Raw genomic sequence first — 13,519 nt, forward strand, 5'->3', positions numbered from 1 at the left:
GAGCCGACGTCAAGATCGGTGCGCCGCCGGGCGTCGGCGGAGTTCCGGGTGCGCGAGTGCCGGTGGGACGTAGGCGACGTCGATCGGTCCGACGTCCGTTCCCGGCGCGACGATCTCGTCGATGCGGTCGAGCACGTCGTCGTCGAGGAGCGTGCCCGCTCCCGCGAGCAGGTCGTCGAGCTGCTCGGGCGTGCGTGGGCCGATGATCGCCGACGTGACCGCGGGGTGGGCGGTCGCGAACGCCAGCGCGAGGTGGGGCAGCGACAGCCCGGCCTGATCGGCGACCCCGGCGAGGGCTTCGACGGCGTCGAGCTTGCGTTCGTCGGTCATGTGCCGCCCCGCCCAGTGCAGCCGCCCGGCCGACGCCGTTTCCGCGCTGCCCTTGCGCAGGCGCCCGGCGAGCAGGCCCATCGCCAGCGGGCTCCACACCAGGACACCCAGCCCGTAGCGCTCGCAGACCGGCAGGATCTCGCGTTCGATCCCGCGGTTGAGGATCGAGTAGTGCGGCTGTTCGGACCGGAAACGGGCCAGCCCGCGGCGCTGCGCCACCCACTGGGCCTCGACGATGTCCGACGCGGGCAGGTTGGAGTGACCGATCGCGCGGACCTTGCCCGCCCGCAGCAGGTCGGTCAGCGCGCCGAGGGTTTCCTCGACGTCGGTGCCGGGCTCGGGGTGGTGGGCTTGGTAGAGGTCGATGTGGTCGACACCCAGCCGCCGCAGCGATCCTTCGACGGCGGACACGATCCACCGGCGGGAGCTGCCGCGTTCGTTGGGGCCGGACCCCATCGGGCCGTTGAACTTCGTGGCCAGGACGACGTCGTCGCGGCGGCCGCGCAGGGCCTTCCCGACGATCTTCTCGGACTCGCCGTCGCCGCCGTAGACGTCGGCGGTGTCGATGAGCGTGATGCCGCCGTCGAGGGCGCGGTGGACGATGCGCGCGCAGTCGTCGGGGTCGGGATTGCCGTACGGCCCGAACATCATCGTGCCCAGGGCGTAGGCGCTGACCTGGATGCCGGTCCGGCCGAGCGGGCGGGTCTGCATGGGTTTCTCCTGTGGGGGTGCGGGGAGTGCGGCCGGGACCGGCCGCACTCCCCGCGGGTCGGTCAGGCCTGGGCGTACTCGGCCGCGACGTCGACGATCCAGGTGACGCCGAAGCGGTCGGCGAGCATCCCGAAGCCGGGCGCCCACGGGGCGGGGCCGAACGCCTCGATCACGGCCCCGCCCTTGGCGAGGCCCTCCCAGACGGGGGTGACCTCGTCGACGCTCTCGCCGCGGACGGAGAGGAAGAACGGCTCCGTGGTGATCGTGGTGCCGTTTTCGCGACGCGTGGTGGGCGCGCCCGGGGCGGCCGGCGTCTGCGCGCCGGGCACGTCGTAGGCCATGACCCGGAAGCCGTTGTCGGCGACGACCTGGCCGAACACGACGCGGTCGGCGCCCGGCACCTCGGCGGGCATCCCGAAGTCGGCGTAGGTGGCGACGGTGAGCTGCCCGCCGAACACCGACTGGTAGAACTCCAGGGCTTCGCGGGCCTGGCCGTGGAAGTTCAGGTGGGTGACAGCGCTGAGCGACATGTGTTCCGGTCCTTCACGAGTGGTTCCTGGTGCCGGAGGTCTCCGGCACCAGGAACGACGATGCCAGCAGTAGCGGACAGGGAACGTCCGCTACTTGTGGCATGGTGAAACCATGCCGATCGCCTCCTCGACGACCACCTCCAGCCGGCTGCTGTCGCTGCTGTCCATGCTGCAGGCCCGCCGTGACTGGCCCGGCGGCCTGCTCGCCGAGCGGCTGGGCGTCAGCGAGCGGACCGTGCGCCGCGACGTCGACCGGCTGCGCGAGCTGGGTTATCCCGTCCACGCGGTCAAGGGCCCCGACGGCGGCTACCGGCTCGAAGCCGGCAGCCAGCTGCCGCCTCTGCTGTTCGACGAGGAGCAGGCGGTCGCGCTCACGGTGGCGCTGCGGATCGCCGTCGGCACCGGAGCGGGCATCGAGGAGGCGGCCGCGCGGGCCCTGACCACCGTGCGGCAGGTGCTGCCGTCGCGGCTGCGGCAGCGCGTCGACGCCCTCGAGATCAGCGCGGCCGGCCCCGGCGGGCCCCAGGTCGACACCGGGGTGCTGCTCACGCTGAGCGCCGCGGTCCGCGCGGGGGAGGAGCTGCGGTTCGACTACCGCTCGCCGGGGCGCCCCGAAGACGCCGAGCCGGGTCCGCCGCGGCGGGTGCAGCCCCACCACCTGGTGGTGCGGGCCGGGCGCTGGTACGTCGTCGGCTGGGATCCCGACCGCGACGACTGGCGGACCTACCGCGCCGACCGGATGACACCGCGGATCCCGAACGGGCCGCGGTTCGCGCCCCGCGAAGTGCCGGGCGGCGACGTGGCCGCGTTCCTGTCGGCCCGGTTCAAGGGATCCGAGACCGCGGACGCCTGGCCCTGCCGCGGCGAGGTGATCCTCGACCTGCCGGTGGCGGAGGTGGCCCCGTTCGCCGGCGACGGCGTCGTCGAGGCGCTCGGCGCGACCCGGACCAGGCTGACGTCGGGCTCCTGGTCCTGGGCCGCCCTCGCCGGGGCGCTGGCCCGCTTCGACACCGAGATCGAGGTGATCGCCCCGCCGCAGCTGCGTGCGGCGTTCGCGGAACTGTCCCGGCGGGCCGGCCGCGCCGCCGGCTAGGCGCTGTCCTGCAAGTCATCGGAGCCGGCGGACGATCGCGGCGATGGTGAGTTCGGCCTGGTAGCAGGCAACGCGTTTGGCGTAGCGGGTGGCCAGGTCACGGATCTGTTTGAGCCGGTTGAAGCACCGCTCCACGACGTTGGGCTGCTTGTAGGCCTCGGCATCGAAGGCGGGTGGCCGGCCGCCGCGGGAACCTTTGGCTGCGCGGCGGGCAACCACACTCGAATCCACCGAGACGACCCACTCGAGGTCGCCGACAGAGTCGTCTTCGCGCCCAGGCGGCCCCTGACGGCACGGGCGGCCCCTGACGGCACCGCCCGCACCGTCAGGAACCACCTGGATCACGAAGCCCATCGAGCAGACTCGCAGGACAGCGACTGGACGATCAGGCCGGGTGCAGCCGCACCGGCAGTTCGCGCACGCCCCAGGTGAAGTTCGACGCCGTGTAGCGCGGCTCGCCCACGATGTCCACGGCGGTCACCCGGTTCAGCAGTTCCTCCAGGAACACGGTCAGTTCCAGGCGGGCCAGGCGCGCCCCCAGGCACTGGTGACGGCCGCCGCCGAAGGCGAGGTGGCGGTTGGGTGTGCGGTCCACCCGGAAGCGGCCGGCGTCGCCGAACTCGGCGTCGTCGCGGTTGGCCGAGACGTTCCACAGGGTCACCCGGTCGCCCGCGGCGATGTCGACGCCGCCGATCGTGGTGGGCGCGGTCGCGGTGCGCAGCACGTGCACGCCGGGGGTGGTCCAGCGCAGGACCTCCTCGACCGCGCTCGGCAGCAGCCCGGGGTCGGCCCGCAGCGCCGCCCACTGGTCCGGGTGCTCGATCAGGGCGAGGACGGCGCCGGCCGCGGAGTAGCGCGTGGTCTCGTTGCCGCCCGCGAGGACACCGTTGCAGTTCACCACGATCTCGGTGTCGGTCAGCGGCCGCTTCGTGCCGTCCGCGGTGGACCGCCGGTCGGCGGCGATGCGGCTGACGAAGTCGTCGCCCGGGCGCTCCCGGCGGTCGAGCACCAGTTCCGAGAAGTACAGGAAGATCTCGGCGTGCGCGGCGAGCCTGCTCTGTTCGTCCTCGCCCTCGAAGGCGTCGTTCATCGTGCCGCCGAGCCAGTCCCACTCCTCGCGCGGCACGCCCATCAGCGCGCACACCACGCGGGTCGGCAGCCGGCGCGCGGTCTCCACGACGTCCACCTCGCCCGCGGCAAGGGCGTCGTCGAGCAGGCCGCGCACCACGGTGCGCACCAGGTCCTCCGCGTGCGGGATCGCGGCGGGCGAGAAACCCTTGGCCAGCACGGTCTTCAGCTGCGCGTGGTCCGGCTGGTCGGAGACGATCAGCATCTGCCCGGTCACGGCGTCCACCGCGGTCTGGTTGGTGCCCAGCCGCATCCCGTGCCGGGAGCTGAACCCGGCCGCGTCGCGGTAGACCGACAGCACGTCGGCGTACCGGCTGACCACCCAGAACCCGCCGTGGGCGTCGGGGTGGCGGCTCACCGGGTCGTGTTCGCGCAGCCACGCGAAGTGCGGCCAGAATTCGGTGCCGGCGAAGCTCAGGTCGTCGGTCAGGTCCATCAGCACAGCAGGCTCCCCAGCGCGGGCACGGTTTCGTCGGCGAGATCGGTCAGGAAGGTGTGGCTCCCGGCGAAGGCGCGCCGGGTGGTGCCGGTGGTGCTGTAGCCGGCCCAGCCGTCGAGCAGGTGCCCCGGCACGACCTCGTCCAGGTCGCCGGACCAGGCGTGGATCGGGCAGTCCACCCGGAACTTCTCGGCGAGCACGTGGGTGTCGGCGAGCTTGTCGTCCCGGCGCAGCACGTCGAGCAGGAACTCCTGGCTGTCCTCGTCGAGATCGCGGAGTTCGGGCGGGCCGGAGACGAACAGGTCGCGCAGGATCTGCTCGTCGATGACCAGGTGCTCGGCGGCCGACCGGTTGCCCGGGGGCTCGGTCGCGGCGAGCACGAGCGCGTCCGGCCCCACCGCCCGCGCGAGCTCGTAGGCGAGCAGGCCGCCGAAGCTCTCGCCGACGATGACGAGCGGCGCGCCCGCCCGGAGCTCGGCGAGGTCCGCGGCGACGGCGGCGACGGCGTCGGCGAAGGTCGCCGGATGCTCCTCGGCGAACCGGTTCTCCCGCCCGGGAAGCTGCACGCCGACCACCGAGACGGCCAGCCCGAGCCGGGCCTGCCAGCCGCGGAAGCGGTTGCAGCCGGAGCCGCCGGGCGGCGCGCAGACCAGGGTCGGGCGGCCGGCGGGGGACGGGTGCCACGGCACCACCCAGGCGCTCACGCGGACACCGCCGCGAGCAGGTCCAGCTCCCGGGCCAGCGCGGCCGGGTTGGGGTTGCCCAGCAGCAACGGGATCGACGCCCGCAGCCCGGTCCGCTTGCGCAGCGTGGCCACCATCCGGGCGGCGAGCAGCGAGTGGCCGCCGAGCTCGAAGAAGTCGGCAGCGACGTCGGCCACCGGCTGGTCGAGCACCTCGGCGAAGACGGCGCAGACCTCGTGTTCGCGGGCGGTGGCCGGCGCCCGGCCGGCGGGGCGCGCCGCGTCGGCGGCCACCGCGAGCGCGTCCCGGTCGACCTTGCCGCGGTCGGTGTAGGGCAGCGCGGGTACGAAGTCCACTGTGGACGGAAGCAGGTGCTCGGGCAGGAACGTCCGGCAGTGCTCGCGCACGAGCAGGGCGCCGGCGACCGGGTCGTGCCCGTCGGCGAGCACGGCGGCGACGCCGAGGGTGCCGCCGTCGGTCCGCACGAACGCCGTGGCCGCGAGCACGGCCGGCAGCTGCTCGACGACCTGCTCGAGCTCGCCGAGCTCGATCCGGAACCCGCGCACCTTGACCTGGGTGTCGAGCCGGCCGAGGAACTCGAGCTGCCCGTCCGGGTGGGCGAGGACCTCGTCGCCGGTGCGGAACAGCCGTTCGCCGTCCACGGTGACGAACCGGCGCGCGGTGAGGTCGGGGTCGCCGCGGTAGCCCCGGGCGAGCGCGGGGCCGCCGAGGCACAGCTCGCCGCGGGTGCCCGCGGGCACCGGCCGCAGGTCGTCGTCGAGCACCCGGGCCAGGTAGCCGGGCAGCGGGCGCCCGATGGTCGTGACGTCGTCGCCGCGGGCGCTGTCGGCGCAGGTCGCGGCGATCGTGGCCTCGGTGGGCCCGTAGACGTTCAGCACCCGGTGCCGGGCCAGCAGCACCTCGAGCAGCCCGCGCGGGCAGCGTTCCCCGGCGACCACCACGACCTCGGCCCCGGCGAGCGCGTCGGCGCAGGAGGCCAGCAGCGACGGGGTGAGGCTGGCCGTGCGCGGCGCGATCGCGGCGATCCGGCCGGCGAGGTCGACGTGCTCGCCGTCGTCGGCGAGGTCGAGGATCGCCGTGCCGATCCCGTTCAGCAGGTGCAGCAGCACGCACCAGAGCCAGCCGTCGAACGCGGGCGAAAGCGGGTTGATCCCCAGGCCGCCCGGTCCGATGTGGAGGGTGCTCATGGCGCCCAGCGCGGTTTCCAGGCCCGCGTAGGTGACCTCGACGCCCTTCGGTCGTCCCGCGCTGCCCGAAGTGTGGATGAGGTAGGCGATCTCGCCCCCGGCCGCGGTGAACGCCCCGCCCCGGGCGCTGTCCGGGTCGAGCACGGGCAGATCGGCCGGTGCGCCCGGCGGCCGCCGGCCGAGGATCAGCGACACGCCGGCGTCGGCGAGCACGTCGGCGGTCCGGGCGGCCGGGTGCCGCTCGTCCAGCGGCGCCGCCGTCGCGCCGAGGCGCCACACGGCGAGCAGGCTCGCCACGGCCAGCCGGGACCGTCCGGTGGTCAGCGCGACGGTGGTGCCCGGTCCCGCGCCGGCGGCCGCCAGCGCCCCGGCGATCGCCGTCGTCCGCTCGGCCAGGCCGGCGAAGCCGAGCACGCCGTCCGGCGCGGAGCACGCCGTGGCGGTGGGCCGCTCGGCCGCCCACCGCTCGACCGCGGCCTCCAGCAACCCGATGCTCCTGCTTCGGGCGGCGTTCACCGGCAACGCGAGATCCGTCATCGTGCTGGAATCCATTCTTTCGGACGCGACAATGAAACCGACAAAGGGTGACCCGGCGCGTTCGTCGACGGGGGGTGATCGTCAGGACCGGGGAAGGGCGACTGATCGCTGGAGAAGTTACGGTGAGATCGCGTCCGAAGCAATACCACCCGAAGGTGTTCGACCCTCTTCGCCTAGTCGGACTGTACGCAGCGCAACTGCTCCGAATGCGCCGCCGACCATGGTATGCGACCGTTCGTGGCAGGGTGGATAACCCGATTAGCGTAGGACCGGTCGGATTCACCAATGATTTGACAGTATTGCGAAAAGTGACTATCCACATCGCGCGCCGCGCGGGTTTGTGACTGCCTGTGACAGTGATCGGCGACGGCTGGTCCCAAGTTCCGGAACCGGCTCCCGCGCCTTGGATCACCGTGGCGCTTTCCCGGTCGCCGGTCCGACGTGGATAGTGCGGTAGCCACCCGGGCAGTGATGCCCGTCACGTCCGGCGGCGGTGATTACGCCAGTCGGTCCAATTCGGAGCGTCGGCGGCGGACGCGACGACGGCTTTTGCGATCGACGGCGCGTTCGGCAGGCCGGCTTTGTTCGAGGGCGCCGAAAAAAGGGGAGTCCGGGCCTGTCGGACGTGACGCGGCGAGCCGTACGATGCGGCGTCGCCCGATCTGATCGAATGAGGAAACACCGGATGTCACAGACCATCGGCTGGAACAACTTCGTCGACACCCAGGCGGAGGCCGAGCGCCACCGGCTCGGCCTGCTGGAGAAGAGCTTCGACCCGTTCAGCTTCCGGCAGCTCGAAAGCCTCGGGGTGCGGCGGGGGTGGCGGTGCCTGGAGGTCGGCGCCGGAGCGGGTTCGGTGGCCGACAGGATGGCCGACCTGGCCGGCCCGGAGAACGTGGTCGCGACGGACCTCAGCCTCGCGTTCCTCGGCCCGCTCGCCGACCGCGGGGTGACCGTGCTGCACCACGACGTCACCACGGACGACGCGCCCGGGGAGTTCGACGTCATCCACACCCGGTTCGTGCTGGAGCACCTGCCCGCGCGCGACGCCGTGATCAAGCGGTTGTCGTCGTGGCTCAAGCCCGGCGGGTGGCTGCTCATCGAGATCGGTGTCACGCTGCCCGAGCTGTCCTCGCACCCGGCGACCCGCCAGACCATGGCGGCGCTCGCGCGGGTCATGGCGGACCGGGTCGGTACCGCCCCGGAGTGGGGCCGCACCCTGCCGGTCGCGCTGGAGGCGGCCGGCCTGCTCGAGTGCGCCGCGGAGGGCGTGGTCCTGCCGGCGCGGGGCGGGCGGCCGCTGGCGGGCTGGCTCAAGGGCACGACGAAGCTCGTCGAGGAGCACGCGCTCGCCACCGGCCTGGTCACCCGGGAGGTGCTCGACGAGGCGTACGCGGTGTACGAAGATCCGTCCTTTGTGGACTACAGCTGGATGACCGTCGGCGCGCGCGGCCGCCGGGGCTGAGCGAGCCCACCCCTCGGTGGCGGGGGAGTGGTCTCGACCACGACCCCGCCCCGACCGGCGTGCACGAAGAGCACGTCTCCGATTGCCGTCAGTGACAACGCAAATACGCGGCCCAGCGCGGCACCGGGCGGCCCTTTGGGGGTTTCCTTCGCGAAGCTAAGCGTTAGTCTGTGGGCATGATCAAGCGCACGGTCCTCGACGCCACCCGTGAACTCCTCCGCGAACTCGGCCTCACCACGGTGTTCGGGAACCCCGGCACCACCGAGGTCCCGTTCCTGACCGACTGGCCGGACGACTTCGACTACATCCTCGGGCTACAGGAGTCCGCCGTCGTGGCGATGGCCGAGGCCTACTCCCAAGCGGCGCGCAAAGCCGTGCTCGTCAACCTGCACTCCGCCGGCGGCGTCGGGCACGGCCTCGGCAGCCTTTACACCGCCTACAAGAACCGGACGCCGCTGATCATCGTCGCGGGGCAGCAGAGCCGCTCGCTGCTGCCGCACGATCCCTTCCTCGGTGCGACGGACGCCCCCGAATTCCCCAAGCCGTACGTGAAGTGGTCCATCGAACCCGCGACCGCGGAGGACGTCCCGGCCGCGCTCGCACGGGCCTACCACGTCGCGACGCAGGCGCCGTCCGGTCCGGTCTTCGTGTCCGTCCCGGCCGACGACTGGACCGCCACCACCGAACGCCCGATGATCAGCCGGCCGCGGATCCGCGGCTTCGCACCGGATCCCGAGGCCGTCGCCGAACTCGCCGCCGCGCTGGAGGCCGCCGAACGGCCCGCCATCGTCGTCGGCGGGGCCGTCGACCAGGACGGTGCCGTCGGGGAGACCGTCGCCCTCGCCGAGCGCGTCCGGGCGGGCGTGTGGGTCGCGCCGATGTCGTCCCGGTGCTCGTTCCCCGAGAACCACCCGCTGTTCCAAGGGTTCCTGGACCCCGAGCGCGGCGCGATCTCGGACAAGCTGGCCGCGCACGACCTCGTCGTCGTGCTCGGCGCACCCGCATTCACCTACCACGTCGACCGCGGTCGCGGGGAGGCTCCGCTGCCGCCGCTGTTCATCGTCAGCGACGACGAGCAGATCCTCGCGCGGGCCTTCGAAGGCACCGGCATCCGCGCCACGCCGAAGCTCGGCATCCGCGCACTCGTCGACGCCGTCGGTGAGACGAGCCGGCCCGCGCCCGCGCCGCTGGCGCGGCCCGCGAAGCCGAGCAGCGAGAAGCTGACCGGCGAGTTCGTCTACTCGACGCTCACGGACCTGTTGCCGGACAACGCGATCGTCGTCGAGGAGGCACCCAGCCACCGCGGGGTGATGCACGACCACCTGCCGATCACCGCGACCGACACGGGCTTCCTGACGGTCGCCAGCGGCACGCTCGGCTACGGCGTCCCGGGTGTCGTCGGCGCGGCGCTCGCGCGGCCGGACCGCAAGGTGATCGGCGTGGTCGGCGACGGCTCGAGCATGTACGGCATCCAGGCCCTCTGGACGGCCGCGCGTCAGGAGCTGCCGGTGACGATCCTGATCATGGACAACACCGAGTACGCGGCGGTCCGCATCTTCGGCGACTCGATCGGTGGCGGGAAGCTGCCGGGCACCGTGCTGGGCGGCATCGACTTCGCCGCACTGGCGTCGAGCATGGGCTGCCAGGGTGTGACGATCTCGGAGCCGTCCGGCCTGGTTTCCGGCCTGACGGCGGCGTTCGCCGACTCGCGCCCGACGCTGGTGCACATCCGCGTCACCTCGGCGGAGAAGTCGCCGTACTGACGCACCGGCGTCGCCGCTGAGTCCCTCGGTTCCGCCAGAACGCCCGTCTTCCGCAGCACATACCGGCTGCGGAAGGCGGGCGTTCCTGTGTGGAGCGTGGCTCCTGCCACGCAAAGCGGCCTGGCCGGCTTCCTCCCGGAGCAGGGGGAAGCCGGCCAGGCCGGTGAGTCCGCGGAAGCGGTTGCTACCTCAGCTGGTCACCTGCGGGGCGATCATCGAGGCGGCGTCCACGGCGGTCGTGATCGCGCCCATCTGGAGCATCAGGTCGGGCACGCGCTGCAGGCGCCGGGCGTCCAGCTTGGCGACGAAGGCGGGCAGGTTGAGCAGCTTCGCCGTGCCTTCGTCGATCTTGGCGTACTTGACCAGGATCGGCTCGACCTTGGACCGGTCGTTGGTCGTGTCACTGGTGGCCTTCGCCATCGCGCGCTGGAAGGCGGCCAGGGTCTTCGGGTTCGCCTGCACCCACTTCCTGGTCGAGGCGTAGCCCGACAGCGGGAAGTCCTGGGTGGCACCGGTGTTGACGTCGACCACCGGGATCGCGCCCGCGGACTTGGCGGCCTGCGAGAGGAACGGCTCGGGCAGCAAGGCCGCGTCGACCTGACCCTGCTGCAGGGCCGCCGCGACGTTCGGGAACGGCATCTGGACCCAGTTCACCTTGGTGATGTCGACGCCGTGGTCCTTCATCTGGGACTTGGCCAGCAGGTCGCTCGCCGTGTTCTTGGCGGTCATCGCGATCTTCTTGCCCTCGAGGTCGTTGATCGACTTCACCGGCGAGTTCGGGACCGTGACGATCGAGACGGACTTCGGGCTGATCGACGTCGCGTCCGAGACGAACTGCAGGTCGGCCGCACCCGTGCTCTTCGCGACGAAGAACGGGAAGTAGCTCGAGATCGCGATGTCGGTTTCGCCGGAAATCGCCTTCGTCATGGCCGCCTGGCCACTCGCGGCCACAACGGCTTCGACCTCGAGGCCCTCGGCCTTGAAGTAGCCGTTGTCCTGGGCGAGCCACAGCGGAGCGGTGTCGACGGTGGGCAAGATCGCGACCTTGATCTTGGTCTTCTCCAGACCGCCGCCACCGGTCGACGAGGCGTTCGAGCTGTCCGAGCCGAGCGAGCTGCACCCGGAGAGGGCGGTGGCGGCGACGGCGATGAGGGCGAGCCCGAGCGCGGCGCGGCGAGTGCGAACCCGGCCACCGCTCATGGCGTTTCCAAGCAAGGCTTGCTCCTTGAAGAAATATGACGGTTCGGGGACCGAATCCGATGGGAGTGCGTGACTCATTCTCGGGGAGTCACGCGGGCCACTGTAGAGGCGGTGACAGCTTGCTCACAACGGGTGGGGTCAATACTCGGGAGGATGACACACGTCACTTTTTTGGCCTTCGGTCTAGACTCACTGGTCCGTTCGTAGGAGCTGTTCACCCAGTGTAGGACGAAGATCGTGAATCTGAAACGTCAGGAACTCCCGGCGGCCGAGCACGCCGGAGTGGGCCTGGACCAGGGCAGGCGTGGCCCGGACGGTCCCGTCCGGTGTGGACGGCGTGCGCAACTGTGCGGCGGATCCCACGTGGACGACTCGGTCGAAACAGGACGTTCCGGAACGGACAGTCACCGGACCGGGCGCGCGTTGTCCGATCGCGACAGATCGCTCGGAGGCGGGGTTCGTGCCCGGCCTGGACGTGCTGCGGACCCCGATCGCTCCCGCCGGTACCGGGCCGGGGAGTCCATCGTGGTCACTGCCGGCTCGCGCCCGGCCGGGTGAGCCAGGGCCGGTGAATCACGGCCGCCCTCGCGCGGCTCGTCCGCACCGCCGGTGAGCCACGGCCGCCCTCGCCCGGCTCGCCCGCACCGCCGGTGAGCCACCGCCGACGGGCTACCGCCGCCGAGCCATGGTCGTCGAGCTACCGCGGTGAGCCACGGCTGCCGAGTCGGATCGGCGACCTTACGGCCTCCTTACCGAACGCGTCGCCGGCCCACCTGACCTGCGTGGGGTGCCTAACGTGGGCGGCCTTCGTCGAAAGGGGTTACCGGTGCGTTTCGCTCCGTGGTGCCTGGCCGCCGTCCTCCTCGCCGGCTGCTCGAGTCCGGTCGCGGACAAGCCCGCCGAGCTGCCGCCCGCGGCCGAGCCCGCCGCCGCTCCCGGGGTGGCCCGGCCCCCGGCCGGCCAGGTGCTGCCGATCGGCACGTCCCCCGAAGGTGTCGTGGCCGACGCGCGCACCCACCTGGTCGCGGTCGGCGTCCGCGAGCCGAACGCGCTCGCCCTCGTCGACGCGCGGACCGGGCAGGTGGTGAAACGGGTGCCGCTGCCCGGCTGGCTGCGGCACCTGCAGCTGGCCGCGCCCGGTGGGCCGGTGCTGGTGCCCGACGAGACGTCGAACTCGCTGCTGACCATCGCCCTGCCCGGTGGTGAGGTGACCACGACCGTGGTGACCGGGGTGGTCCCGCACGACGCCACCCGGGCCGCCAACGGCTCGTACTTCGTGGCCAATGAGCTGGGCAAGAGCGTCGTCGTCGTCCGCGACGGGCACGTCGTGCACACCTTTTCCGACGTCACCCAGCCCGCCGGGCTCGCCGCGGTCGGCGACCTCGTCGGGCTGGTCGACGTCCGGCAGAACGACCTCACCGTCTACGACGCGGGGGCGTTGCGGCAGGTCGGGCGCGTGCCCGCCGGGGCGGGGCCCACGCACGTGCTCGCCGACAAGCGCGGGCACCTCGCCGTGGCCGACACCCGCGGCAACGCCGTCCTGCTCTACCGGCTCACGCCGCGGCTCGAGCAGATCGGGAAGCTGGCGCTGCCGGGGACGCCGTACGGGATCGCCTACGACCCGGTGCGCGACCGGATGTGGGTGACGCTGACCGCGCGCAACGAGGTGGTCGGCATCGACCTCTCCTCCGGTACGCCGACGGAGGTCGTGCGGCTGCCGACGGTCCGGCAGCCGAACACGGTCGGCGTGGATTCGTCGACGGGGCGGCTGTTCGTCACCGGCACGGCCGACGGCGTCCTCGAGCTGATCGACCCGCGCTGACCGTTGTGCACAGTGGACAGTCGGCGAGGCCGTAACGTTCAGGTAAGGATCATCGGCGACGTGACGTGGGACACTCGACGTATCACCGAATCAGGAGGGTATGTCATGACCCACCAGCATTCCTGGCGCACGTTGGTCGCCAAGCCGGCCGGAATCCGCCCGCTGCACTGGCTGGTGATCGCCGGTTACGCGCTGGTGGTCGCCGGCGGCGCCAAGGGCGTTTCACTGCTCACCGCGGGCATGATGACGGGTCTCCCGTTGGTGGGCGCGTGGTTGATGCTCGCGTTGGGACTGGCCTACGCGGGCGTGCGGCTCCGCCCGGCCATCGGCGGCGCACTGCTCGTCGGTTTCGGCGTCGGCGCCCTGCTGGTCGTGTTCTTCGCCGGGATGCAGATGCTCGGCTGACGGCAGGGGTGAGCCCGTGAGTCCGATGTGGACTGTCGCGTCCGGTGTCATTCCGTGAGCTGCGGACCGGTGTCGATTCGGGGATCAGGCGGCCGAGGGAGTCCTTCCATGCTCGGGCGTAGCGGCCGTCGCGGTAGCTGTGCGCGAGGATGCCGTGGATCGCCTGCCTGGGCGTCTGATCGGAGCAGCGCCACCGCGGCGGGCC

At 72.2% G+C, this 13,519-nt stretch carries 12 protein-coding genes; 5 read left to right on the forward strand and 7 right to left on the reverse strand.

Going from position 1 to position 13,519, the window contains the following annotated elements:
• Positions 1-9: 9 nt before the first annotated feature.
• Complete coding sequence (locus OG570_RS29805; protein ID WP_326952447.1) at positions 10-1,041, reverse strand: aldo/keto reductase; 1,032 nt, start codon at positions 1,039-1,041, stop codon at positions 10-12.
• 62 nt (positions 1,042-1,103) lie between these two features.
• The gene (locus OG570_RS29810; protein WP_326952448.1) at positions 1,104-1,571 is read right to left on the reverse strand and encodes a VOC family protein; all 468 of its coding nucleotides are present in this window, start codon (positions 1,569-1,571) and stop codon (positions 1,104-1,106) included.
• A gap of 112 nt (positions 1,572-1,683) precedes the next feature.
• Between OG570_RS29810 and OG570_RS29815 the strand changes: the two genes are divergently transcribed.
• A complete protein-coding gene (locus OG570_RS29815; RefSeq protein WP_326952449.1) occupies positions 1,684-2,664 on the forward strand; it encodes a helix-turn-helix transcriptional regulator in 981 nt (326 codons plus the stop codon).
• Positions 2,665-2,679: 15 nt separating this feature from the next.
• Here the strand turns inward: OG570_RS29815 and OG570_RS48385 are convergent, their stop codons facing one another.
• Genes OG570_RS48385 through OG570_RS29835 form a run of 4 tightly spaced genes read right to left on the reverse strand, consistent with a single transcriptional unit; the run spans position 2,680 to position 6,674 of the window.
• A complete protein-coding gene (locus OG570_RS48385) occupies positions 2,680-3,018 on the reverse strand; it encodes a hypothetical protein (RefSeq protein WP_442788198.1) in 339 nt (112 codons plus the stop codon).
• 31 nt (positions 3,019-3,049) lie between these two features.
• Positions 3,050-4,228 carry a cytochrome P450 gene (locus tag OG570_RS29825; protein WP_326960204.1) on the reverse strand — a complete coding sequence of 393 codons (1,179 nt, stop codon included), beginning with the start codon at positions 4,226-4,228 and terminating at the stop codon, positions 3,050-3,052.
• The gene (locus OG570_RS29830; protein ID WP_326952450.1) at positions 4,228-4,935 is read right to left on the reverse strand and encodes a thioesterase II family protein; all 708 of its coding nucleotides are present in this window, start codon (positions 4,933-4,935) and stop codon (positions 4,228-4,230) included. The genes OG570_RS29825 and OG570_RS29830 overlap by 1 nt, the downstream gene beginning before the upstream one ends.
• Positions 4,932-6,674 (reverse strand): non-ribosomal peptide synthetase, encoded by a 1,743-nt coding sequence (locus tag OG570_RS29835; protein WP_326952451.1) that lies wholly within the window; start codon positions 6,672-6,674, stop codon positions 4,932-4,934. The genes OG570_RS29830 and OG570_RS29835 overlap by 4 nt, the downstream gene beginning before the upstream one ends.
• Positions 6,675-7,344: 670 nt before the next feature.
• Between OG570_RS29835 and OG570_RS29840 the strand changes: the two genes are divergently transcribed.
• Both OG570_RS29840 and mdlC read left to right on the forward strand, forming a co-directional pair.
• Positions 7,345-8,124 carry a class I SAM-dependent methyltransferase gene (locus OG570_RS29840; protein ID WP_326952452.1) on the forward strand — a complete coding sequence of 260 codons (780 nt, stop codon included), beginning with the start codon at positions 7,345-7,347 and terminating at the stop codon, positions 8,122-8,124.
• Between the two features lie 176 nt (positions 8,125-8,300).
• Positions 8,301-9,887 (forward strand): benzoylformate decarboxylase, encoded by a 1,587-nt coding sequence (gene mdlC / locus OG570_RS29845; RefSeq protein ID WP_326952453.1) that lies wholly within the window; start codon positions 8,301-8,303, stop codon positions 9,885-9,887.
• A 189-nt stretch (positions 9,888-10,076) separates the two neighbouring features.
• Here mdlC and OG570_RS29850 read toward each other — a convergent pair whose 3' ends face one another.
• Positions 10,077-11,087, reverse strand: coding sequence for an ABC transporter substrate-binding protein (locus tag OG570_RS29850; protein ID WP_326951569.1), 1,011 nt, complete (start codon positions 11,085-11,087; stop codon positions 10,077-10,079).
• Between the two features lie 826 nt (positions 11,088-11,913).
• Here OG570_RS29850 and OG570_RS29855 point away from each other — a divergent pair.
• Positions 11,914-12,909, forward strand: a complete 996-nt coding sequence (locus tag OG570_RS29855; RefSeq protein WP_326952454.1) for a YncE family protein — start codon at positions 11,914-11,916, stop codon at positions 12,907-12,909.
• 105 nt (positions 12,910-13,014) lie between these two features.
• On the forward strand, positions 13,015-13,314 hold the full coding sequence (locus OG570_RS29860) for a hypothetical protein (protein ID WP_326952455.1): 300 nt from the start codon (positions 13,015-13,017) through the stop codon (positions 13,312-13,314).
• Positions 13,315-13,519: the final 205 nt, after the last annotated feature.

The organism is Amycolatopsis sp. NBC_01286, assembly GCF_035982555.1.
Lineage (GTDB): Bacteria > Actinomycetota > Actinomycetes > Mycobacteriales > Pseudonocardiaceae > Amycolatopsis.